This is a genomic window from Xanthomonas citri pv. citri, assembly GCF_000961215.1.
Taxonomy (GTDB): Bacteria; Pseudomonadota; Gammaproteobacteria; order Xanthomonadales; family Xanthomonadaceae; genus Xanthomonas; species Xanthomonas cissicola.
In genome coordinates this window covers 2,439,156-2,462,081 of sequence record NZ_CP008998.1, presented here as the reverse complement: position 1 = coordinate 2,462,081, position 22,926 = coordinate 2,439,156, and the positions used below count along the sequence as shown (strand labels likewise).

At 64.5% G+C, this 22,926-nt stretch carries 13 protein-coding genes, 1 tRNA gene and 1 pseudogene; 9 read left to right on the top strand and 6 right to left on the bottom strand.

The window, feature by feature from the left end; all coding sequences use genetic code 11:
- The first annotated feature begins 170 nt into the window (after positions 1–170).
- Both zupT and AMD14_RS11185 read left to right on the top strand, forming a co-directional pair.
- On the top strand, positions 171–989 hold the full coding sequence (gene zupT, locus AMD14_RS11190; protein WP_003489216.1) for a zinc transporter ZupT: 819 nt from the start codon (positions 171–173) through the stop codon (positions 987–989).
- A 293-nt stretch (positions 990–1,282) separates the two neighbouring features.
- A complete protein-coding gene (locus tag AMD14_RS11185; RefSeq protein WP_045714579.1) occupies positions 1,283–3,094 on the top strand; it encodes a DUF3300 domain-containing protein in 1,812 nt (603 codons plus the stop codon).
- Positions 3,095–3,126: 32 nt separating this feature from the next.
- Here AMD14_RS11185 and AMD14_RS11180 read toward each other — a convergent pair whose 3' ends face one another.
- Entirely contained in the window at positions 3,127–4,113 is a 987-nt protein-coding gene (locus tag AMD14_RS11180; protein ID WP_003489220.1) for an RluA family pseudouridine synthase, read from the bottom strand.
- Positions 4,114–4,522: 409 nt separating this feature from the next.
- Between AMD14_RS11180 and AMD14_RS11175 the strand changes: the two genes are divergently transcribed.
- Positions 4,523–8,179 (top strand): Rne/Rng family ribonuclease, encoded by a 3,657-nt coding sequence (locus tag AMD14_RS11175; RefSeq protein WP_040107616.1) that lies wholly within the window; start codon positions 4,523–4,525, stop codon positions 8,177–8,179.
- Between the two features lie 448 nt (positions 8,180–8,627).
- Here AMD14_RS11175 and AMD14_RS11170 read toward each other — a convergent pair whose 3' ends face one another.
- The 3 genes from AMD14_RS11170 to AMD14_RS11160 form a co-directional block, all read right to left on the bottom strand.
- Positions 8,628–9,275 carry a response regulator gene (locus tag AMD14_RS11170; protein WP_003489223.1) on the bottom strand — a complete coding sequence of 216 codons (648 nt, stop codon included), beginning with the start codon at positions 9,273–9,275 and terminating at the stop codon, positions 8,628–8,630.
- A gap of 238 nt (positions 9,276–9,513) precedes the next feature.
- Positions 9,514–10,260, bottom strand: coding sequence for a sulfurtransferase (locus AMD14_RS11165; protein WP_011051338.1), 747 nt, complete (start codon positions 10,258–10,260; stop codon positions 9,514–9,516).
- Positions 10,261–10,359: 99 nt separating this feature from the next.
- On the bottom strand, positions 10,360–10,725 hold the full coding sequence (locus AMD14_RS11160) for a DUF6164 family protein (protein WP_011051337.1): 366 nt from the start codon (positions 10,723–10,725) through the stop codon (positions 10,360–10,362).
- 59 nt (positions 10,726–10,784) lie between these two features.
- Here AMD14_RS11160 and AMD14_RS11155 point away from each other — a divergent pair, with 59 nt between their 5' ends.
- Positions 10,785–11,216, top strand: coding sequence for an FKBP-type peptidyl-prolyl cis-trans isomerase (locus tag AMD14_RS11155; RefSeq protein WP_003489230.1), 432 nt, complete (start codon positions 10,785–10,787; stop codon positions 11,214–11,216).
- A 10-nt stretch (positions 11,217–11,226) separates the two neighbouring features.
- Positions 11,227–12,489 carry a TIGR03862 family flavoprotein gene (locus AMD14_RS11150; RefSeq protein ID WP_011051335.1) on the top strand — a complete coding sequence of 421 codons (1,263 nt, stop codon included), beginning with the start codon at positions 11,227–11,229 and terminating at the stop codon, positions 12,487–12,489.
- Here AMD14_RS11150 and AMD14_RS11145 read toward each other — a convergent pair.
- Complete coding sequence (locus AMD14_RS11145; protein WP_011051334.1) at positions 12,473–13,765, bottom strand: nucleotide sugar dehydrogenase; 1,293 nt, start codon at positions 13,763–13,765, stop codon at positions 12,473–12,475. The two genes, AMD14_RS11150 and AMD14_RS11145, sit on opposite strands and share 17 nt — an antisense overlap.
- 139 nt (positions 13,766–13,904) lie before the next feature.
- On the opposite strand from AMD14_RS11145, the gene AMD14_RS11140 reads away from it, so the two are divergent.
- From AMD14_RS11140 to AMD14_RS11115, 4 genes and pseudogenes are all read left to right on the top strand, one after another.
- A tRNA-Leu gene (locus AMD14_RS11140) sits at positions 13,905–13,991 on the top strand.
- A gap of 83 nt (positions 13,992–14,074) precedes the next feature.
- The gene (locus AMD14_RS23325) at positions 14,075–14,818 is read left to right on the top strand and encodes a site-specific integrase (RefSeq protein ID WP_015471922.1); all 744 of its coding nucleotides are present in this window, start codon (positions 14,075–14,077) and stop codon (positions 14,816–14,818) included.
- Positions 14,819–14,878: 60 nt separating this feature from the next.
- Positions 14,879–15,741, top strand: a pseudogene (locus AMD14_RS11125) (IS3-like element ISXac3 family transposase); the annotation flags it as partial.
- A gap of 74 nt (positions 15,742–15,815) precedes the next feature.
- Positions 15,816–16,903, top strand: a protein-coding gene (locus AMD14_RS11115; protein WP_087943923.1) for an IS3-like element ISXac2 family transposase whose coding sequence is annotated in 2 segments (ribosomal slippage) — positions 15,816–16,068 and positions 16,068–16,903 — 1,089 coding nt in all. Because the reading frame shifts where the segments join, the coding sequence is not laid out codon by codon here.
- Here the strand turns inward: AMD14_RS11115 and AMD14_RS11110 are convergent.
- Positions 16,900–22,926 carry a non-ribosomal peptide synthetase gene (locus tag AMD14_RS11110; RefSeq protein ID WP_011051329.1) on the bottom strand — a complete coding sequence of 2,009 codons (6,027 nt, stop codon included), beginning with the start codon at positions 22,924–22,926 and terminating at the stop codon, positions 16,900–16,902. The genes AMD14_RS11115 and AMD14_RS11110 overlap by 4 nt on opposite strands.

Below are 22,926 nucleotides of genomic sequence, written 5' to 3'. Positions count from 1 at the left end.
TTCGCGCCTGGGTGACGCTGGCGCAGATGCGCTACTTTTCGTCTTCAACACCACGTCTTCGTCATCGCGGCATGGCCATCCTGCTTCCCCGGAGGTCGTGCGTATCTCGCGAGCTGCAGTTGCCACGCTCTCCGCAGGAAGTTCTTCATTCCACCAGGACGTCGCGCCACATGCTTGCAGTGTCATCGCACAATCTCTGGATCGCGCTTGCGGTCACGCTGGCCGCCGGGCTGGCGACCGGGCTCGGCAGCCTCATGGTGGTGTTCGCCAAAAAGCCCAATCCGCGGCTGTTGGCGTTCGGTCTGGCCTTCGCCGGCGGCGCAATGGTGTACGTGTCGCTCACCGAGATCCTCAACAAGTCGATCGCCGCGTTTTCCCAGGCCTACAACGACAAGCTCGGCTTTACCTTCGGCACACTGACCTTTCTGGGCGGCATGCTGCTGATCATGGTGATCGACCGCCTGGTGCCGAATCCGCACCAGAGTTTGTCCAGCGACGATCCGCAGTTTCGCGAAGACAACCGGGCCTATATCCGCCGGGTTGGCCTGATGACCGCCGTCGCGATCACCGCGCACAATTTTCCGGAAGGATTGGCGACTTTCTTCGCAACGCTCGAAAGCCCGGCGGTCGGCATGCCGCTGGCGTTCGCGATCGCCATCCACAATATTCCCGAAGGCATTGCGATCGCGGTGCCGGTGTATTTCGCCACGCGCAACAAGTTCTATGCGGTGGGCGCCAGCCTGCTCAGCGGGCTGGCCGAACCGGTCGGTGCAGGCATCGGATATCTGGCCTTGTTCAGCGTGCTCTCGGACGCGGTCTTCGGCACCGTGTTCGGGCTGATCTCCGGGGTCATGGTGTTTCTGGCACTGGACGAGTTACTGCCGGCTGCCAAGCGTTACGCCCAGGGTCACGAGACCGTGTACGGCTTGGTCTCGGGCATGGGAACGCTGGCGATCAGCCTGGTGTTGTTCCGCTTCGCAACGCCGTGAAGCGCGTCGTGCGCTGGCATCTCATGATGACCTGGCCGCAAAGTCTGCTGCGCCAGGGGCTGACAGCCGTCTTCAGCGACACCATCGCTGTCTTGTCGATGACGAGTCGATGCGCGCAGCCTGCTTGAAATCAACCGCGTGCGTTTCGGCGCACCTTCGTGGCAGATGGCTTCCCGCACTTCTGCTGAACACCGTCGCGCCTGGTCGACTGAAGCGCAGTTTTAGAAAGGTTCCAGACATTCAAACCGGCGCATGGTACGCGCGTCATCAACGCGCACACAGCGAGGTGCCGTATGCAACGCACATGGTCACAAGGGCGCCTTGCCTTGGCGCTGTCGATCGCATCCACCGGACTGATCGCGCTTGGCGGGTGCCAACGTACTGACTCACCGGCGCCGGCCGCCGCCGAGCCTCCGCCGCCTCCCAGCGCGATGGCAACGCCGGCTTACACGCCGCCCACGGCGGACCAGCTTTACCAATTGGTCGCGCCGATTGCCCTGTTTCCAGATAAGTTGCTGGCGCAAACGCTGGCGGCGTCGGTCTATCCCGATCAAGTGGCCACTGCGCAGGAATGGCTACGCAGCAATAGCGATTTGAGTGCTGCCGATCGCGCGCAGGCCACGGTGTCGCAATCGTGGGATCCGAGTATCAAGGCACTGACCGCCTTTCCTGATGTGGTGGCCCAACTGGCCGGCAATCTGGATTGGACGCGTGCGCTCGGCGATGCCTATGCCCACGACCCCAACGATGTGCTCAACGCGGTGCAGATCATGCGCCAACGCGCTCAGGCCAGCGGCCATCTGCGCAGTACCCCGCAACAGCAGGTGCAGGTGGCGCGCCATGTGGTGGTGACGCCCATTCTGGATGAGGGCCGCATCCCGCCGCCCGCGCAGGTGATCACCATCGAACCAGCGCAGCCGGACGTGGTGTACGTACCGCGCTACGATCCCGGCGTGGTCTACGGCACGCCGGTCGATGTCTATCGGGAGTATCGCTACCGCCCGGTCCGCCGGTACGACGAAGGCGACGTCGTCACCACCGGCCTGGTGTCGTTCGGCGTCGGCGTGTTGGTGGGCGGCGCACTCGAGCACCATCACGGTTGGTTCGGCTGGGTCGAGCCGGCGCCTGTCTGGCACCGCTGGGGCTGGAACAGCTGGGGTGTGGATTGGAACGCGCCGCCGGCCGCATCGCATTACGTGGTCTACCAGAACCATGTCTATGCGCCGCGCACCACCATCATCAATAACCGAAATACCTATATCGATACGCGCTCCTATGTGAATCAGGATCGGCGCCATTGGTCCAATCCGACATCCGCGCCTGCGGCCGGGATGTCTCCGGCCAGCTTCCACGCAGCGCAGGTGGCCGCTCTACCGGCAACGGTTGCCAACGCACGTGGGCCTGGTGGGTTTGCAGGAGCCACCACGCCGGCGCCCTCGCCCGCCCAGCTGCATCGCCCGCCCGACTATGCGCATCTGGCAGCACCGCATTTCAGTGCGCAGATGCTGCAGCCAGGCCGCCCGGTAGCCCTGAACGCGTCGCAGTCGCCGCATGCTGGGCCCCTGATAACTGCGGCCCGTCCGATGCAGCCATTGCCCTCTGGGATGCGTTCGCCGCGCGTGCAAGCGCCGGCATTCGCATCGGCTGCAGCGCCTGCGCGGGTGAATGACCTGCAGGCCGCACAGCAGCGCGTGGCGCAGATGCACCCAGGTTCGCGGGCAGCGCAGGAGCAAGCAGCTGCAGCCACCCGCGCACATGCCGGCATGCCGCCGCACGATGCATTCGCGAGCCGCGACACCCGCGACAGCCAGTTCCGAGCGCAAGCCCAACCTGCGCAATGGAAGCCGCTTGTGCAAGAGCAACGGCAGCTGCCGCCCCATCAGCAATTCGCATCCGCAGCATTGCCGCGTGTGGAACATGCCCAGCAGTCGCAGCCGCGTTACGAACCGCGCCCGGTCATGAAGGCAGAGCCGCAGCAGCACATGCAGCGGATGGCGTCCTTCGTCCCGCCGCGCGCCGCTCCGACACATCAGGCCGATATGCACCAGCAACGCCCGCATCCGTCGGCGCAGCCGCAACATCACGACCACCGCCACGAGGGCTGAACCAGCGCGCTGGCGCAGCCGCCACGGCTGCGTCAGCGACCGAGCTGGTCCAGCGCCTCGGCCAGCTCTGGCGCCAGCGGCGCGCTCAATACATACGGCGTCTTGCCGGCATCCAGCGCGAACTCCAGCGATGCGGCATGCAGGAACAGCCGCTTCAATCCAAGCTGGTCGCGCAGGCGCTTGTTGACGTCCGCCTCGCCGTATTTATCGTCCCCTGCCACCGGGTGCCCCAGGTGCTGGGCATGCACGCGAATCTGATGGGTGCGGCCGGTCTCGATGCGCACTTCGCAATACGAATGCCCGCCGCGCCGTTCCAGCAACTTGAAATGGCTCAGCGACGGCTTGCCGATCGCATTCACCTGCACATGCCGCTCGCCTCCCTGGCGCAGGCCGATGTGCAGCGGCGCGTCCACGGTCATCACGCCGTCGGGCATGCGGCCCACCAGCAGGGTCAGGTAGCGCTTGGTGATACCGCGCCCTTCGACGCGGTCGTCTTCACGCATCAGGGCCTGCAGCTCGGTCAGCGCCGAGCGCTTCTTGGCCACGATCAATAGGCCCGATGTATCGCGATCGAGCCGATGCACCAGTTCCAGGCTCTGGTTCGGCCGCAGCGCCCGCAGCGTCTCAATAGCGCCAAAACTGATCCCGCTGCCGCCATGGCTGGCGACTCCGGACGGCTTGTTGAGGGCAAGCAGGCGCGCATCCTCGAACACGATCGCCGCTTCCAGCCGCGCCATGAACGAGGACGGTGGCGCTGCCTTGTCGTCCTCGTCGTTGATGCGTACCGGCGGAATCCGCACCTCTTCGCCGCCTTCGAGCTTGCGCTCGGCCTTGGCCCGCCCGCCGTTTACCCGTACCTGGCCGCTGCGGACCAGCTTGTAGATCAGGCTGCGCGGGGCGCCCTTGAGCTGGCCAAGCAGGAAATTATCCAGCCGCTGCCCAGCACGGTCTTCCGGAACTTTGAGAATGCGCACGCCGACGCGGTCGGCCGGCGGCTTGGGGGGCTGGGGGTCGGTCATCCGGCTCTTTATTCTGTTACACTCGGCGAGCGAGATAAGGGTTTGATTTTGTTGGAAGTTGATTGGCCAGAAGCCTGACTTCCGATGATTCCGGCACAGTGCGCGACCACCGCCCCCGGGGCGGCCATGTTAGCGGCTCACCGGCCTACCCGGCCATCGCCGGCGGTTTTTGACCGCTGCGCTGAACATGTCCCGTGCGCTGCCCCGGTTCGTCCGGACGCGGCTGCCGGCCCTGAAACACCTATAAAACTTAAACAAGCGCTCCCGCGGCCTGCCGTGGTGTTGCAGCGCTGGAAACTCTGGTCAGGCCTGTCCGCGCGTTGCGCGAAGGGCCGACAAGCTGTTCCAGAGGCGAAACGTCACGGCGTTCCGCGCGGTAGAGCGCGTGAGGAACGCAACAATGAAGCGAATGCTGATCAACGCAACGCAGGCCGAAGAGCTGCGCGTGGCGATTGTGGACGGCCAGACCCTGTACGACATCGACATCGAACAGCCGTCCAAGGAACAAAAGAAGTCCAACATCTATAAGGGCCGTATTACCCGGCTTGAGCCTTCCCTGGAAGCGGCGTTCGTGGACTACGGCGCCGAGCGTCATGGCTTCCTGCCGTTGAAGGAAATTTCCCGCGATTATTTCCAGGCCGGCGTCGACCATAACAAGTCGACCATTCGCGAGCTTCTGCGCGAAGGCCAGGAAATCGTGGTGCAGGTCGACAAGGAAGAGCGTGGCAACAAGGGCGCCGCCCTGACCACGTTCATCTCGCTGGCCGGCCGCTACATGGTGCTGATGCCCAATTCGCCGAGCGCCGGTGGCGTTTCGCGCCGCATCGAGGGTGAAGACCGCGCCGCGTTGAAGGAAGCGCTGGACAAGCTCGACATTCCTGACGACATGGGCGTGATCATCCGCACCGCCGGCGTGGGCCGCGATGCCGAAGAACTGCAGTGGGATCTGGACTATCTGCTGCAGACCTGGAAGGCGATTGCCGAAGCTGCGCTGAGCAAGCCGGCCGCGTTCCTGATCTACCAGGAATCGCGCCTGATCATCCGCGCCCTGCGCGACTACCTGCGGGCCGATGTCGGCGAGATCCTGGTCGATACGCCGGAGCTGTACGCCGACGCCCAGGAGTTCATGAAGCAGGTGATGCCGCAGAGCCTGCGCAAGCTCAAGCACTACACCGACGATATCCCGCTGTTCAACCGCTTCCAGATCGAATCGCAGATCGAAGGCGCCTATGAGCGCAACGTGCGCCTGCCCTCGGGCGGCTCGATCGTGGTGGACCAGACCGAAGCGCTGACCGCCGTCGACGTCAACTCCTCGCGCGCCACCAAGGGCAGCGATATCGAAGAAACCGCGTTCCAGACCAATCTGGAAGCGGCAGAAGAAGTCGCACGCCAGCTGCGCCTGCGCGACCTGGGCGGCCTGGTGGTCATCGACTTCATCGACATGGCCTCGTCCAAGCACCAGCGCGAAGTCGAAAACAGGTTGCAGAACGCGCTCAAGTACGACCGTGCGCGCGTGCAGTTGGGCCGTATCTCGCGTTTCGGCCTGATGGAAATGAGCCGTCAACGGCTACGTCCGAGCCTGGGCGAATCCAGCCAGATCGTCTGCCCGCGTTGCGACGGCCATGGCCGCATGCGCAGCGTCGAGTCGCTGTCGCTGTCGATCATCCGCGTGGCCGAAGAACACGCCATGAAGGAAAACACCGGGCAGGTGCTGGTCCAGGCGCCGGTGGAAATCGCCAATTACCTGCTCAACGAAAAGCGTAGTGCGCTGCGTGAAATCGAGCAGCGCCATGAGTCGCCGATCATCATCGTCGCCGACGAGCAACTGCACACCCCGCACTACGAAGTCACGCGCCTGCGCGAGAACGAGCTGGGCGAAGAGAGCGGCAAGCCGAGCTACCAGCGAGGCACCCCGCGCAAGCTTCCGGTGCATGCACTGACCAAGGCGCAGTTGAACATTCCTGCCGCTCCGGCGGTCACGTCGATCAAGCCGAGCCAACCGGCACCGGTGCGCGAAGAAGCCCCTGCCCCGGTCGCGCCCGTCGCTGCTCCGGTGCCGGTGGTGACCGTGCCCATTCCGGCACCGGTCACTGGCGTGGTGGGCTGGCTGAAGCGGATCTTCGGCGGCGTCGAACCGGTTGCCCCGGCCCCGGAGTCGACCCCGCGTCCGCGCCAGAACGATGCCGGCCGCAATAACCGTAGCGAGCGCGGCGAGCGTGGCGGTCAGCGCCGCGATGGCCGCGATGCCCGCAACGGCGGCAACAGTGGCAACCAGCAACGTGGCAATGGCGGCAACGGCAACGGCGCCAACAAGGAACGCCGTGACGAGCGTCGTCAGCCTGCCAACGCCCAGGGCGCGCAGAATGGCGCACAGGCACAGCAGCAGGTGCAGGTGCCCAAGCCGCCGCGCAACGAAGCGCAGGCGCCAAAGCCGCAGCAGCAGAAGCCCAAGCCGCAGAACCAGAGCCCGCGTCCGCCACGTGCGCCTGCACAGCAGGATGGCGCGCCGGCCGAGCGTCAGCCGCGTCCGGCACGCCAGGATGAAGGCACGGCAGCGGCGCAGACCCCGACCCCCACTGCCGCAACGGCAACCACGTCGAGCGTGGTGTCCGCCATTGCCGATGCCGCTGCCGCTCCACCCACCAATGCGCAGACCAACGCTCATGAAGCGGCGCAGGCGCATCCGGTCGATGTCACAGTGAGCGAATCCACCGCTGATCGCGGTGCCGACGCGAATGCGGCTGCACCGGCTCAGGAGGCCGCAGGCGACGATGCAGCCAATGGGGAAGGCGGAAGCCGCCGTCGCCGCGGTCGTCGTGGTGGCCGCCGTCGTCGTCGTGGCGCTGGCGCCAACGGAGAAGGTGGTGCCAGCGTCGATGGTCTGGAGGGCGACGATCTGGACAGCGATGCCGACAACGATCTCGATGGCGACAGCGAAGGTGACGACGCTGGTATGCATGCGCATGCCTCGGCCGCACCGCGCGCTGGCCAGCCGGAATTCGACTTCGACGACGACGCACCGGCACCCGCGGTGCGCGCCAAGCCAGAACCCGCGGTCCAGGCAACCGCCAAGCCGCGTCCGGTTCCCAAGGAGCGTGCAGAGCCACAGGTCGGCAGTGATACGGCCTCGACCACTGCGCCGGTTTCAAATACCGTGCCGGCATCGCAGCCGTCAGCAACACCCGTTGCCAACGCTGACGCCGCCCGCGAGCGCCCTGCTGCGCCCGTCGCGGCTACGGACGCAACTGCCAAACCCGCGCCAGCTGCCACAGCGTCGACGGTTGCCGGCACCGAGGGTGCGGCAGCGCAGGCTGCGGAACAGCGCCCCGCAACGATCGCTCAGCAGGCATCCGCTACCCCGGCACCGATTGCCGCTCCCGCACCAGGGGTATCCGCTCCGGCAGCTGCAGTGGCTCCCGCCGCCGGGACGGCACCGGTCGCGGCTGCCGTGGCTCCGGCACCGGCTGTCGCATCGCCTGTGACCAGCAATGCGGCGACAAGCAGCCCGCAGCAGCCTTCGGCGCCGGCCAGTGCGGCTCCGCCTGCCGCTGCCCAGGCCGCGAAGCCCGACCAACAGCAACCCGCTGCGTCGGCGGACGTCGAAACGCCTTCGGTGCAAGCCACTCCGGTGCAGCCGGCACGTGCAACGCCTGCTGAGGACCTATCGGCACCTGCGGCAGCTTCCCCGGCGTCGCAGGCCGCGGTGGTCACGGTCACTTCGCCGCACGCCGAGCAGTCTGCTTCACAGGCGCCATCTTCCGAGGTGGCAACGACCTCTACCTCGACGGTTGTGCAGGCAAGCCCGAGTGCAGACACCGCGCCCGTGCGCAGGCCATATGCTCCGGTGCAGACCACCATGCTCGATGCGCTGAGCCCGAACGAGGCTGCGCCAGCGGCCTCCTCGGCCAGCAAGCCTCCGGCAGCCCCTGCAGCAGCGCAGGAATCGCAGGCAGACAAGCCCAAGCCGACGGTGGTTGTGTCCGAAGCAGTCAAGCCAGTTGCTCCATCGGCCGAAGCCGACCGGCCGCGGGATGACGACAGCAACAAGCCGCGTGGCGATCACTGATCGCCAGGTGACCCGATCGGCTGGCCTGGTTGGATAGCAGGCCATGTCAACATCGAAAACAGCGGTCTTCGGGCCGCTGTTTTTTTATGCGCCACCTGCACTAACGCGAAGCCGCATCCGCCGGCTGTGATCCCGGTGAGGCATCTACTCCACGTTCTTCCACATGAGCGGTCGACGTTTTTCGCCGCTCGTGCCTAGCGGTTGCAAAAACCCTTCGACCAGGAATTGCGACGACGCCAGAACTTGCTGGCACATGAAGACCATCGTCGCGGAAAGATCCCTGTGCGAGACCTGTGTTCATGCTCATTGCATGGGACCTCAGGACGCACGCCGCCTGGTTCCGACGTAAAGCGCGCTTCTGAGCACGCTATGAGCCCTCTCTCTGCCATGTTGTTCGCCCCGACCTTGCGATGCAGCGCAGCCAGTGCGGCGCACCCAAGGTAACGGTTCACAGCACCCGGGAGGGATCGGTCAGACCGTATTGATTGGCCAGCCGCGCCAGCGCGATGTTGTCCTGGATGCCGACCTTCTCAAACAGGCGTGCCTTGTGCGTGTTGATGGTCTTGGCGCTGAGGTTCAGGCGCTTGGCGATGTCTTCCTGGCGCAGCCCTTGGGTCAGCAGCAACGCCACTTCCAGCTCGCGGGGCGACAATGCATCGAACGGTGAACCGCCACCTTCCAGATTGGACAGAGCCAGGTTCTGCGCGATCGTGTTGCCGAGGTAACGCCGTCCCAATGCGACTTCACGCACCGCGCGCAGCAACTCGTGCGCGTCACCGCCCTTGCCCACATAACCGGAGGCGCCTGCCTCGAGCAAACGCTTGGGCAATGGGCCGTCTTCGAGCACGGAGACGATGATGACCCGCGTGCCGTAGTCGCCCTTGACGATGCGCTCGGTAATTTCCAGGCCGCTGACGCCGGGTAAATGCAGGTCGCACAGCACGATGTCCGGTTTGAGTTGACGAATCTGCGGCAATGCAGCTTCGCCGCTCTCTGCTTCACCCACCACATCGACATCCACTTCCTTGGACAGAATCATCTTCATGCCTGTACGCACGAGTGCATGATCGTCGATCAGAAAAACTCTGATGGTCATCCTTGTTTTCCTCGCTAGCGGCTGGCTGGTGCAGCCTATCTCCGTGAATAATTCAGGGCAAGCTCGATGCGACGTATTACGCCCAAGTTAGAGCGTTATGCAGCGTCAATAGAGCATGCATGACGTGCGCGTGGCGCGATGTCTCAAGGCAAGATGCTGCAACGTGTGCCGATGATGCGGGGGCCTGGGCGAGCGTTGCATCGGGCAATGCAGTCGCGCTCGGTCAGATTTTCACTGGCTAGGCGGTACGGTCGGCGTCCACCAAGGGGTTTAATTCGGGATCCAGCGCAACGCGTTCGTCGAAGACGAAGCAGCGACCGTCGTAGCCTTCGCCGCCGACCTCTTCGAAGTAGCCGAGGATTCCGCCCTCCAGTTGCAGCACGTTGTCCATGCCATCGGCCTGCATCCACAGCGCGGCCTTTTCGCAACGAATGCCACCGGTGCAGAAGCTGACCACCGTGGCGTCGGCCAACGCAGCACGATGCGGTTCCAGCGCGCCAGGCAAGTCGGTGAACTTGTCGATCGGCAGCGTCAACGCCCCCTGGAAGGTTCCGTATCTCACTTCCTGCGCATTGCGCGTGTCCAGCAACACCAATGGGCGGCCGCGATCATCCTGCCCGTTACGCAGCCACTTGCGCAGCACGGCAGGCGTCACCGAAGGCGCACGACCTTGCAGCGGCGATGCATCGTCGCGCCGAAAACTGATGATCTCCCGCTTGATCTTGACCTTGAGCCGCGCAAACGGCTGATGCTTGCTTTCGCTGTACTTGATGCGCATCTGCGCAAACCGCGTATCGGCCTGCAGCCAGGTATAGAACGCGCCGATCTGCTCGGCAGCGCCTGCCAGAAACAGGTTGATGCCCTCCTCGGCCACCAGCACCGATCCTTTCAGCGCGTGCTGTTCGGCTTGCGCGAGCACGCTGGCGGCAAGTGTCTGCGGATCCCGGATGGTCACGAACTGGTAGGCGGCGGTATTGGTCATCATGCGGCTATTTTAGAGCCGCGGGCAGCCCCTAGCGAGCGCCGTGAGCGGGGCGCCCAACGCGGTGCAGCAGCGCGCCTGCAACCGCGTCCTGCTGCGCACTCAGCCGCGCAACAGCACAAACGGCAGCAACACCAGCGAGGCGACGATCAGCATGCCGATCAGCGTCACGATCACGAACACCGGTCGCCTGCGCAGCAATGCGCCAAAGGTCTCCGCAGTGCCGGCTGCAAGTTCTTCCTGTCGCTGGGCACGCGCAATCGCGCCGCGCTGCGCCTGGTAGGCATCCATCGCCGCCTTGGCGCGTAGATAGTCGGCATCGTCGCTAAGCCAGATACCGCCGGCGGAAATCCCCCAGTTGCTGGGGCGCGTTTCGTAGACCTGCACCCGCTGCTCGCGCATCAGCGCCCGCACCTCGTCGGCTTCGTCGTCGGGAACATTGCGCAGATTGAGCAGCAGCTTGGCCATGCCGCGATGATACCGGGAGCCAGGTGCGATAATGGCCGCCTTTCTTCATGGACCCTGCCATGCGCCTTTTGTTGACGCTCGTCGCCGCCCTGTTGCTCGCAAGCTGCGCACCCACCCTGCCGCCCTCCGGCGGGACCATCGCCAGTTTCGAGCGGATCGACCGCAACCTGGGGACCGGCGCAGAGGCCACACCAGGGGCCATGGTCACCGTGCACTACACCGGCTGGCTGTACGACGAAAAAGCCGCCGACAAACATGGCAAGAAGTTCGACAGCTCGCTGGATCGCGCCGAGCCGTTCCAATTCGTATTGGGCGGCCACCAGGTCATCCGCGGCTGGGACGATGGCGTGGCCGGCATGCGTGTCGGCGGCAAGCGCACCTTGATGATCCCGCCCGATTACGGCTATGGCGACAACGGCGCCGGTGGCGTGATACCGCCCGGTGCATCGCTGGTGTTCGATGTGGAATTGCTGGGCGTGCAGCCGCGTTGAGTGCCTGATGATGACTGATCTGAGCAGGCAGCGGCTGGCCGTGATCGGCGGTGGGCCGGCCGGTTTGATGGCGGCGGAAGTGGCCTGCGCGGCGGGCCTGGCAGTGGATCTGTACGATGCCAAGGGTTCGGTGGGACGCAAATTCCTGATCGCTGGCAAAGGCGGCTTGAATCTCACGCATTCCGATTCGATGCCGCTGTTTGCGCAACGCTATCGCGAACGTCAACAACCGGTTTCCGCATGGTTGCAGGACTTCGATGCTGATGCGCTGCGCGATTGGGCGCGAGAGCTCGGTGTCGAGACCTACGTCGGCAGTTCCGGCCGGGTCTTTCCGATGGATCGCAAGGCGGCCCCCCTGCTGCGTGGCTGGGTGCGCCGGCTCAAGGAACAGGGCGTCGTGTTTCATGTGCAGCACCGTTGGCTGGGCTGGTCTGAAAACGGCGCACTCCGTTTCGACGCACCCACCGGCACGGTGGAGTGCAGTGCAGAGGCAGTCGTGCTGGCGCTTGGTGGCGGCAGCTGGCCGCAGCTTGGTTCCGACGGGCAGTGGCAAGCCTCATTGCAGCGATGCGGGATCGCGGTAGCGCCCCTGGTGCCGGCCAACTGCGGCTTCGATATCGATTGGAGTGCGCACTTCGTGCAGCGTCATGCAGGTGCGCCGCTGAAACCGGTCGTTGCGCACTGGCAGGACAGCAACGGCATGCAGCATGCATTGCAGGGCGAATGCGTGGCCACAGCGAACGGCATCGAGGGCAGCTTGATCTATGCCTTGGCCGCGGACCTGCGCGCGCAGATCGATGCGCACGGCGTTGCCGAACTCGTGCTGGATCTGATTCCCGGCCGCTCGTTCGAACGCGTGCATGCCGAACTGGCCCAACCGCGCAAGGGACGCAGTTTCAGCGAGCATCTGCGCCGACAGGTCGGCATCGATGGCGTCAAGGCGGCTCTCCTTTACGAAGAACTCGGCAAGCAGGCGGGCGACGATGTGGCGTTGGTCGCACGCACGCTCAAGCAGTTGCCGCTGCGCCTGTTGCGGCCGCGTCCGCTCGCCGAAGCGATCAGTTCGGCGGGCGGCGTACGACTGGAAGCGCTGGACGACCAGCTGATGGCACTCGCGCAACCTGGCGTGTTTTGCGCCGGCGAAATGCTCGATTGGGAAGCGCCAACCGGCGGCTATCTGCTCACCGCCTGTTTCGCCAGCGGCCGACGCGCCGCACGCGGCGCTGTGCAATGGCTAGCGCAGCGCGACGTACGCGCTACAGGCGATCGCTGACCGCCGCACGCGGCCACACCGATTTGACGTCGTACACCACCGCGCCCGGTTTGCCGAGCGCGGCGATCCGCTCCACGTCGTAATCGCGATACTGCGCGTGCGCCACAGCCAGCACGACGGCATCGTAGGCGCCATCTTCCGGCATCTCGCTTAAGCGCACACCGCCGTGCTGCAGCGCTTCAGCCGGGTCTGCCCACGGGTCGCAGGTGTCCACCTGCACGCCCGCGGCCTGCAGCAACTGCACCAATTCCAGGGCGCGGCTGTTGCGCAGATCCGGGCAGTTTTCCTTGAATGTCGCGCCCAGTACCAGCACCCTCGCCTGCGCAAGCGCGACGCCACGCATGGCCAGCATGCCGCACACGCGCTCGGCTACATGTCGGCCGACACGATTATTGACCTGCCGCGCGGTGTGGATCAGGTCCGGGTGATAGCCCACGCTTTCGGATTTGTGCATCAGGTAGTACGGATCCACCCCGATGCAATGCCCGCCGACCAGGCCAGGGCGAAATGGCAGGAAATTCCACTTGGTTCCTGCGGCCTCGAGCACATCGAGGGTGTCGATTCCCAACTTGTCGAAAATCAACGCCAACTCGTTGACCAGCGCGATATTGACGTCGCGCTGGATGTTTTCGACCACCTTTGCCGCTTCGGCCACGCGCATCGACGGAGCGCGCCAGGTGCCGGCAGTGATGATGCTGGTGTATAGCGCATCGACGGCATCGGCGGCGTCTGCCGTCGAGCCCGAGGTGATCTTGCGGATATCACGCAGACGCCGCTGGCGATCGCCGGGATTGACGCGCTCGGGGCTGTAGCCGCAAAAGAAGTCGTGGTTGAAACGCAGCCCGGAGGTTGCTTCGAGCAAGGGCACGCAAACTTCTTCAGTGGTTCCTGGATAGACCGTGGATTCGTAGATCACCAGATCGCCGGGCTTGAGGGCGGCGGCGATCAAGGCCGTGGCGCTACGCAACGGCTCCAGATCCGGTTGCTCGAAGCTATCGATCGGCGTCGGCACGGTCACGATGAAAATGCGACACCCAGCCAGATCCGCAGCGTTTGCGCTGTAGCGCAAGTGCGTTGCGGCACCCAATTCGGCATCGTCCAGTTCCAGCGTGACATCGTGGCCATCGCGCAGTTGCGCAACGCGCTGCGCATCGATGTCGAAGCCCACGGTGTCGCGTTGCTCCCCGAATGCAACCGCCAATGGCAGGCCGACGTAACCTAAGCCGATGACGGCGATGCGCCCCTGTGCGGGGCCGAGAAGTGTGGTGCCGGACATGCGGTTCCTTGGAATGGTGCGCAGCCGGTGGCGGCGCGCTATGCGGCGGCAGCATAACGCAGGCCGCATGAGCCAGGCAGTGCAGGAAGTACGCTGCAAAGATTCACAATCGCCGCGCAATCAGGCACGCTATCGCAATGCCCGGGTGGCGAAATTGGTAGACGCAAGGGACTTAAAATCCCTCAGCTGTGAGGCTATGCGGGTTCGACCCCCGCCCCGGGCACCACGAAAATCAACGACTTGCGCTTGTGTGCAGTCAAGTGCAGAGCTATCGTCACTCCCCATTGGGACACTTTGGGACAGTAGGCAATGGCAACCTTTGAAAAACGTACCGGCACAAGTGGCAAGGTCACTTGGCGCGTGCGCGTGCGGCGGCAGTCCGGCCCATGGCTCACGAAATCGTTTGATCGGAAGGCAGACGCACAAGAGTGGGCACGCGGTATCGAACACAAATTAGACGTGGGCGATTTCGTACCTTCTACAGAAGTTCGAAAGCGCACTGTCGGCGATGCCATTGATCGCTACCTAGAAGTGACACTGCCTGCCAAGCGTCAAAAGGATGCAGCCAAGCAAGTTCAGATGCTGGCTTGGTGGAAAGCTGAAATCGGCGATGTGCCGCTTGTTGGATTGACTCCCGCCAAGATTGCCGCAATCCGCTGGCTGACCAAGAACCCAGTACCCAACGTCACCCGCATGCAGGAGAGTAAGGGACGCGAGCGGTTTCTTAGCGAGCCGGAGCGATTGGCGCTGTTGGCAGCATGCGACGCGTCGGATTGCGCTCCCCTCGCCCCTTTGGTCCGGCTGGCGTTGGCTACCGGTGCAAGGCGTGGAGAGCTACTAGGACTGCAATGGGAACACGTGGACCTTGACAGGCGTACCGCGCGCTTCATCGACACCAAGAATGGAGAGAACAGGACGGTTCCGTTAGCTACCGGTGTTACGCAAATGCTTCAGGCCATGGCTCGCACAACCGGTCCAATCTTTCCGATCACTGGTCCTATGCTCGATAAGCCATGGCGCGCAGCGTGTGTGTCGGCGGGATTAGGTGATTGATACGCCCAGGATTTCCTAGACATCTCAAGGCCATGGAAAATGGCTGATTCGGAGGTGTCCATGAGCAGTAAGCGGTATACGGATGAGTTCAAGATCGAGGCGGTCCGGCAAGTGACCGATCGTGGGTTCAAGGTGGCAGAGGTCGCCGAGCGACTGGGTGTCACCACGCACAGCCTGTACGCTTGGCTGCGCAAGTTCGGCAAGCCCGGCGTAGTACAGCGCGCTGAGGCGGACCAGAGCGCCGAAGTCCGGCGGCTGAAGATCGAGTTGCGCCGGGTGACGGAGGAGCGCGACATCCTAAAAAAGGCCGCCGCGTACTTTGCCAAGGGGTAAAGGCAAAGTACCTCTTCATGCAAGTCCACCGCGAAGAATTCAGGGTGTGCGCGATGTGCCGGGTTTTGCGGGTGAACCGGGCTGGATACTACGCGTGGCTAAAGTCGCCCGACAGTGAACGCGCCAAGGAAGACGAACGCCTGCTGGGGCTGATCAAGCACCACTGGTTGGCCAGCGGCAGTGTCTATGGGCATCGCAAGATTGCCAAGGATCTACGCGATCTGGGTGAGCGTTGCAGTCGCCATCGGGTGCATCGATTGATGCGCACCGAGGGACTGCGTGCCCAGGTGGGCTATGGCCGCAAGCCGCGCTTCCATGGCGGAACGCCGTGCAAGGCGGCAGCCAACCTGCTGGATCGACAGTTCGACGTGACCGAGCCGGACACGGCCTGGGCGAGCGACTTCACCTTCATCCGTACGCATGAAGGCTGGATGTACCTGGCTGTGGTGATCGATCTGTTTTCCAGGCAGGTCGTCGGCTGGGCGATGCGCGATCGAGCCGATACCGAGTTGGTCGTGCAGGCCTTGCTGTCGGCGGTGTGGCGGCGCAAACCCAGCGCTGGTTGCCTGGTTCATTCGGACCAGGGGTCTGTCTAGGTAATCCCCCCGCCCATTAGCAGACGCCAGAAGTGGAATTTTCTCGTACCCTTTCCCGAGGAGGTTCCATGAAGAAGTCCCGCTTTACCGACAGCCAGATCATCGCCGTGCTCAAGCAGGCCCAGGCCGGTGCGCCCGTGCCGGAGCTGTGCCGCGAGCACGGCATCAGCTCGGCCACGTTCTACAAGTGGCGTAGCAAGTTCGGCGGCATGGACGTGTCCATGGTCGCACGCATGAAGGAGTTGGAGGAGGAGAACCGCCGGCTCAAGAAGATGTACGCCGAGGCGCAGCTCAGTACCGACCTGCTGAAGGAAGCGCTCGCAAAAAAATGGTGAGGCCATCTCAGCGACGCGAGATGGCCCAATCGGCAGTCACGAGCGGGCGCACGAACATCCGCCACGCCTGCCAGACCTTCGCGGTGAGCCAGACCTGCTTCCGCTACCAGGCCAAGGCCAGCGAGCAGAACGCCCGGATCGCCGACTGGCTGGTCCGCCTGACGAGCGCCCATCGCGACTGGGGCTTTGGCCTGTGCTACCTGTACCTGCGCAACGTGAAGGGCTTTGGCTGGAATCACAAGCGGGTCTACCGGATCTACCGCGAGCTGGAGTTGAACCTGCGGATCAAGCCGAAGAAGCGGCTGGTGCGTGAGCGGCCCGAGCCTCTGGCGGTGCCGGAGGCCATCAACCAGGTCTGGTCGATGGACTTCATGCACGACCAGTTGGCCGACGGCCGCAGCTTCCGGCTGTTCAATGTGCTCGACGACTTCAATCGCGAGGGGCTGGGGATCGAGGTGGATCTGTCGCTGCCGTCAGCCCGGGTGATCCGATCGCTGGAGCAGATCATCGAGTGGCGCGGCAAGCCCGCCGTGATCCGCTGCGACAACGGCCCTGAATACATCAGTGGCGCGTTGCTGTCCTGGGCACAGCGGCTTGGCATCCGGGTCGAGCACATCCAGCCGGGCAAGCCACAGCAGAACGCCTACGTTGAACGCTACAACCGCACCATCCGCTACGCCTGGCTCGCCCGCACCCTGTTCGACACCATCGACCAGGTGCAGGACAAAGCCACCCGCTGGCTATGGACGTACAACCACGAGCGCCCGAATATGGCGCTCGGCGGCATCACGCCTGCCATGAAGTTGGCGATGGCCGCTTAGCTCCACTTCTGGCGACCGCTAGAAGTGGGGGGATTACCATCCCCTGGCACGGTGATGCAGGTCAGCATGTCTGCGCCAAGCAACGCTTGCCATGCCAGCGCTGCATCGCTGGCCGACCGGGGCGCCAGGGCCTGCGCCGCAGCGAACAGATGGACCGGCATATGGATGGCCATCGGCAGGTAGTGTCGCTGTGCATAGCCGTGTGCGAACTCGCGCGCCAGCGATTGCGGCAGGCTGGCGTCGTCCTGGTCGGCCCACGCGGACGGCAACCAGCCGCGCGAGCGGCACAGTCTGATCAATGCCGTGTCTTCCCACTGGCCAACCTGCGCCGCGAGTGCCTGCAGGTTGGCCTGGGCAGAGGCACGTTGCTCATCATCCGGCAGCGCGGCCAGGCAGTGCTGCAGCAGGAGGCGCTGCGGCGCGTGCGCAGGATCGATGTAGGCTGGACCGAGATCGAGTTGCGAGGGATGATAGGTATCGATCAAACCAACGAACTCGACCAGCTCATCTACAGCGAGCAATTGGGTGGCAATCTCGTACGCCAACAGCCCGCCGAATGACCAGCCGGCAACCCGGTAAGGTCCGTGCGGCTGCACCGCGCGCAGATGACGTAACAGACGCGCCGCAAGTTCCTGCACGGTACGTGGCTGGGGCGCGCCCAACGCAACAGCGGACAGCCCATAGACCGGCACATCCGGAGCAAGGTGCTCGCCCAGGGGCGCAAAATACAGATCCAGACCGCTGAAGTCATGTACCAAAAACAGCGGGCGCTTGTCGCCGCCCATCCGCACGGTGACCACGCCCGGTGGCGTTGAGGTCTCCCGCCACCGCTCGATCGCTGTCGCCATCGCCGCCAGACTGGTATGCGCACTCAGCACAGATAACGGCACCGCCGTCCCTGCCCGCTTCAGCAGGCCATTGAGGCGTACCAGCAGCAGCGAATGACCGCCCAGTGCGAGGAAATCGTCGTGCCGCCCGATGCGATCGATGCGAAGTAACTGCGACCACAGCGTATGGAGCAATGTTTCCAGCTCGCCTTGTGGCGGCGTGTCGTCGTGGCCAGCATGATCATTGCGTGCCGGCAGCGGCAAGGCATGCCGATCCAGCTTGCCGTTGGCGGTCAGTGGCAATTGCTCCATCTGTACATACGCAGACGGCAGCATGTAATCCGGTACGCGGGTCAACAGATGCATGCGTAACGCCTGTGCATCGTGAGCGAGGTTCGCTGCCACGTCTACCTGGTAGTAAGCCACCAGCTGTTTCGACCCCCGCACATCTTCACGCTGCACAACCGCCGCAATCGCAACCGCCGGATGCGTTTGGAGCGCGGACGCGATTTCTCCCAATTCAACACGGAAACCGCACACTTTGACCTGCCCATCGGTGCGGCCCAGGTATTCGAGCACACCGTCCGCCCGCCAGCGCACCAGATCGCCACTGCGATACAGGCGCGCATCCGCCTTGCCGCTGAAGCGGTCGGCAATAAACCGCTCGGCGGTCAGCGTCGGTTGATGCAGGTATCCCAGCGCCACACCATCGCCGCCGATGTACAACTCGCCCGCCACGCCGATCGGCAGCGGCGTGCCATGCGCATCCAGCACATAGACACGGGTATTGCCGATGGGGCGGCCAATCGGAATGGGGCCGGAGACTTCGGTGATGCAGTGGATGGTTGCGAAGGTCGTGGTCTCGGTCGGCCCGTATCCGTTGAGCAACCTCTGCGGCGCCCCTTCGGCCAACACCCGCGCTACCACTGCCGGGTCGAGGACGTCACCGCCCACGATCAGATAACGCAGCTGCGCAATGGCCGGCAGCAACACGGCTGCGTGGTGATGGAACAGCCCGGCCGTCAGCCACAGCACGTTGACGGCCTGGTTCTGCAAACACTCCCGCGGCCGGTCTGGCGACAGCACGATGTCCTGCGCAATCACCACTACGCAGCCGCCGGTGAGTAGCGGCGCCCACACTTCCAGGGTACTGGCGTCGAAGGCCGGATTGGCAGCGAAGGCCACCCGATCGCCGGGCTGGAACTTGGCATAGCCGTTGTTGCACACCAGCCGATTGATGCCCCGATGCGCGATCCGCACGCCTTTAGGAACACCGGTCGAGCCGGAGGTGTACATCACATAGGCGTCCGACGCGCTGGACTGGGACAACTGCGGATCGTGCGTGGGCGATGCGCTCAAGTCGAGCAGATCCATGTCCAATCGTGCAGCACCATCGGGAAGCGGCTGGTCGCTACGACTGACGACCCAGCGCGCTGCGCTTTCATCGAGAATCTGCTGCAAACGTTGGTCTGGCGACTGCACATCCAGCGGCAGATACGCTGCGGCACATTTGTTGATGGCCAATTGCGCGACCACCAACTCCAGCGAACGTGGAAGGCGAATGCCCACGTACTGGCCCGCCCCTACTCCCAGGCCGATCAGGTAATGCGCAAGCTGATTGGCCTTGCGGTTGAGCGCTGCATAACTGCACCGATGCGCTCCATCGATCACGGCTGGCGCCTCCGGCGTCAGTGCCGCCTGCTGCTCGAACAGCGCATGCACGGTCTGTGCATGTGGATAGTCGCGATCGGTGGCGTTGAAGGTGTCCAGCAGCTGTCCGAGTTCGTCGGCAGGCAGCACGCACAGCTGACCGACCGGCAGGTCCGAGCACTGCTCGAGCGCATCGACCAACTGCGCAAGTGCGCGTTGCATGAAAGCGCACATGCGTTCGGCACCGATGTCCGCACGGGTTTGCACGCTCAGCGCGAATTGGTCTCCAAGATCATCCACGCTCAGCAGCAGCGGATAATTGGTGCGCTCGCTGCTGCCAAGTGCATGCACGCCATGCCAGGCAGCGGATGTCGTCGCGTCTGCCGGTAGCGGCGGACTATGCCGATAATTGAGCAATGCGTTGAACAGCGGCGTCGAAGCGGGAATGCTGCTGCAGCGCTGCGCCAATGCCAGCGATGCATGTTCGTGTGCCATCAGCGCCGTCAAGGCATCGTGCGTGCGCCGCGCGGCGGCCGCGGCAGGCGCGTCGAGTCTGACCCGGATCGGCAGGCTATTGATGAACATGCCCAAGGCGCGATCGGCAGCGGGGCCGCCCTGCATGCGCCCGAGCAAGACGCTGCCGAAGACGACATCATCGCGACCCACGCCCGATCCCAGCACCATCGCCCAGGCCAGGTGATGGAGGCTTGCGACGCTCAGATGCAGATCTCGCGCCTGCCGGCGAAGCCGACTGGCGAGCATGGGATCGAGCAGTACGTCGGACTGCTGCAGCGGTTGCAGATGGCCGGGCGTATCTTCTGTGTCGAAAGCCAGCGTTGGCGTATCGATGTCTCCCAGGCATTGCCTGAAGAAGGTTTCGTGCTCCTCCTGGGTCTTGCCCCGCAGCGCCTGGGTCACATACGTACGGTAGGGCGTGGGCGTTGGCAGGCCGGCGTCACCGACTGCGGACAGGTGCTGCATTTCCTCGCGAATCGCCGCCAGTGCGCTGTGATCCAGCACGATGTGATGGAACAGCAGTAACGCCACCAGCCTGCCATTGTGCGGATCCTGCGCGTAATGCAATTGCAGCAAGGGTGCATGGGTGAGAGCGAGACGGTACTGGCATGGATCGAATCGCGCCTGCAGTTGCTCCAGCACATCTCCATCGTCCGGGTTCAACTGCACCGGATCGCAAACTACACGTGCCTGTCGCCAGACGATCTGCACCGGCGCAGCCAAGTCCTCCCAGGCCACACTGGTACGCAGGATGTCGTGTCGATCGACCATGCGCTGCAGGAGTGCGACGAACGCGTCCAGGCACGGTTTGTCGTCGAAGGCCAACTGTGCCTGCAGCAGATAGGGGTCGCCCTGGCGCGCCATCAGATGGTGATACAACACCCCCTCTTGCAGCGGTGCCAGTGGATAGATGTCCTGCACGTTTGCCGCCCCACCCGGCACTGTGGCCACGATGCGATCGATCGTGGCCTGCGACAACTCCACCAGTGTCAGCAGCTCCGGGGTAATGCGTGCGCAGCCGGCCGGTATCAGGTTCGGCGGCACCTCCAGTTCCTGGCTGCGGCCAAGCGCTGCGGCCGTTGCCGCCAAGGTGGGCTGTCCCAGCAGTGCCCGCACATCCATGCCAAGACCCTGCTGGCGCAGCCGTTCCACCAGCGTCACCGCCAGCAGGGAGTGCCCGCCGAGCTGGAAGAAATTATCGTGGCGCCCGACCCGCTCCACCCCCAGCACCGCCTGCCAGATTTCGGCCAGCTGCTGCTCCAGCGCATTGGCAGGCGGCTCATACGTCTGCAGGTTGCGTTGCGCGGCATCGGGCCCAGGCAATGCGTGCCGATCCAGCTTGCCGTTGGCCGTCAGCGGCCACGCGTCCACTGGCACAAAAGCCTCGGGCACCAGGTACTCCGGCAAGTGCACGCGCAAATGCCGCTGTAGCTCGGCCGCTGTCGGCGCCTCGGCGGTGGCGATCACATACCCCACCAGCCGCCGCTCGCCCGCCACGTCCTCGCGGGCCAGCACCACCGCTTCGCGCACCTGTGGATGGGCCAGCAGATGCGCTTGGATTTCGCCCAGCTCGATGCGTCGGCCACGGATCTTGACCTGCGCATCGTTGCGGCCGACATAGTCCAGCCGGCCATCGTCCAGCCAGCGACACAGATCGCCGGTGCGGTACATCCGCGCGCCCGGATAAAACGGGTCGCCGATGAAGCGCTCGGCCGTCAGTGCCTCACGCCCCAGATACCCGCGGGCCACCCCTGCACCGCCCAGATACAGCTCACCCACCACACCCAACGGCGCAAGCTGCCCCTGGGCATCGAGCACATACGCGCGCAGGTACGGCAGCGGTCGACCGATGGACGGGTTAGGCACCCCAGGGGGCACCACGCCGCTGCTGGCCACCACCGTCGTCTCGGTCGGACCGTAATTGTTGTACACGCTAAACGGCAGGCCCTCGGGCACCTGCCGCAGACGATCGCCACCGACCAACAGACACCGCAGACGCTGGGGCGTCATGCCGGCGGCAAACGCATGCTCGGCGATCGGCGTGGGCAGGAAGCTCACATCCAGCTCCTGCGCACGCCACCACTGCAGCAGGGATGCCACATCCGCACTGTGCGCGGCGCTGGGCATCACCAGCACGCCACCGCTGCACAGGCTTGGCCAGATCTCCCAGGCCGCCGCATCGAAGCTCAGACCGGCCAGGCTGGAACTGCGCGTCCCCTCGCCCACCCCGAAGGCCGCCGTGTGCCAGGCCACCAGTTGCGCCAGCTGCCGATGCTCGACCATCACCCCCTTGGGCTGGCCGCTGGAACCGGAGGTGTAGATCACATACGCCAGATGCGCGGCGGTCAGGCCGGGAACCTGCGGATTGGTGCACGGCAGCTCGCCTGCGGCGGCATTGTCGATGTCGATCAATGGCAGCGCCGCAGCGCCCAGCGCCGAGCGGGTGGGCGCATGCACCAGCACCGCGCGCGGGGCGCTGTCGTGCAGCAGATACGCCAGCCGCTCGGCCGGATAGGTCGGGTCCAGGGGCACATAGGCTGCGCCCGCCTTGAGAATGGCCAGCAGGCCGATGATCAGCTCCGCACTGCGCTGCACGCAGATCGCCACCCGCTCGTCCGGCCCGATGCCCAGTTGCAGCAACCGATGCGCCAGCTGGTTGGCCCGCGTATCGAGCTCGCGGTACTGCAGGCGCTGGCCGTCGCACTCCAGCGCCACCGCCTCAGGTGTCGCCGCGACCTGCCGCTCGAACAGCCCGTGCACGGTGTCCATCCGCTCCGGCACGCGATGCTGCAGGTTGAAGCCCAGCAAACGCTGGCGCTCTGCTGGCGGCAGCACGCACAGCTGGTTGATCGGCGTCTCCCGCTCATGCTCGAGCGCGTCGGCCAGCTGCTGCAATGCCGATCGCATGTAGGTGCACAGCCGTAGCGCGCTATACCCAGTTGGCAAATAACCCGTCAGGCGAATCCCGTCATCCATTTCCTCTACGTCGAGCACCACCGGGTAGTGATTGACTCCCTGCGTCTGCAACAC

Bases quoted from the DNA above. Each gene is read 5' to 3' on its own strand.
- AMD14_RS11165 (WP_011051338.1), bottom strand. From the start codon at position 10,260: ATGATGACCAATACCGCCGCCTACCAGTTCGTGACCATCCGGGATCCG.
- AMD14_RS11160 (WP_011051337.1), bottom strand. From the start codon at position 10,725: ATGGCCAAGCTGCTGCTCAATCTGCGCAATGTTCCCGACGACGAAGCC.
- AMD14_RS11180 (WP_003489220.1), bottom strand. From the start codon at position 4,113: ATGACCGACCCCCAGCCCCCCAAGCCGCCGGCCGACCGCGTCGGCGTG.
- AMD14_RS11150 (WP_011051335.1), top strand. From the start codon at position 11,227: ATGACTGATCTGAGCAGGCAGCGGCTGGCCGTGATCGGCGGTGGGCCG.
- AMD14_RS11175 (WP_040107616.1), top strand. From the start codon at position 4,523: ATGCTGATCAACGCAACGCAGGCCGAAGAGCTGCGCGTGGCGATTGTG.
- AMD14_RS11155 (WP_003489230.1), top strand. From the start codon at position 10,785: ATGCGCCTTTTGTTGACGCTCGTCGCCGCCCTGTTGCTCGCAAGCTGC.
- zupT (WP_003489216.1), top strand. From the start codon at position 171: ATGCTTGCAGTGTCATCGCACAATCTCTGGATCGCGCTTGCGGTCACG.
- AMD14_RS23325 (WP_015471922.1), top strand. From the start codon at position 14,075: ATGGCAACCTTTGAAAAACGTACCGGCACAAGTGGCAAGGTCACTTGG.
- AMD14_RS11170 (WP_003489223.1), bottom strand. From the start codon at position 9,275: ATGACCATCAGAGTTTTTCTGATCGACGATCATGCACTCGTGCGTACA.
- AMD14_RS11145 (WP_011051334.1), bottom strand. From the start codon at position 13,765: ATGTCCGGCACCACACTTCTCGGCCCCGCACAGGGGCGCATCGCCGTC.
- AMD14_RS11185 (WP_045714579.1), top strand. From the start codon at position 1,283: ATGCAACGCACATGGTCACAAGGGCGCCTTGCCTTGGCGCTGTCGATC.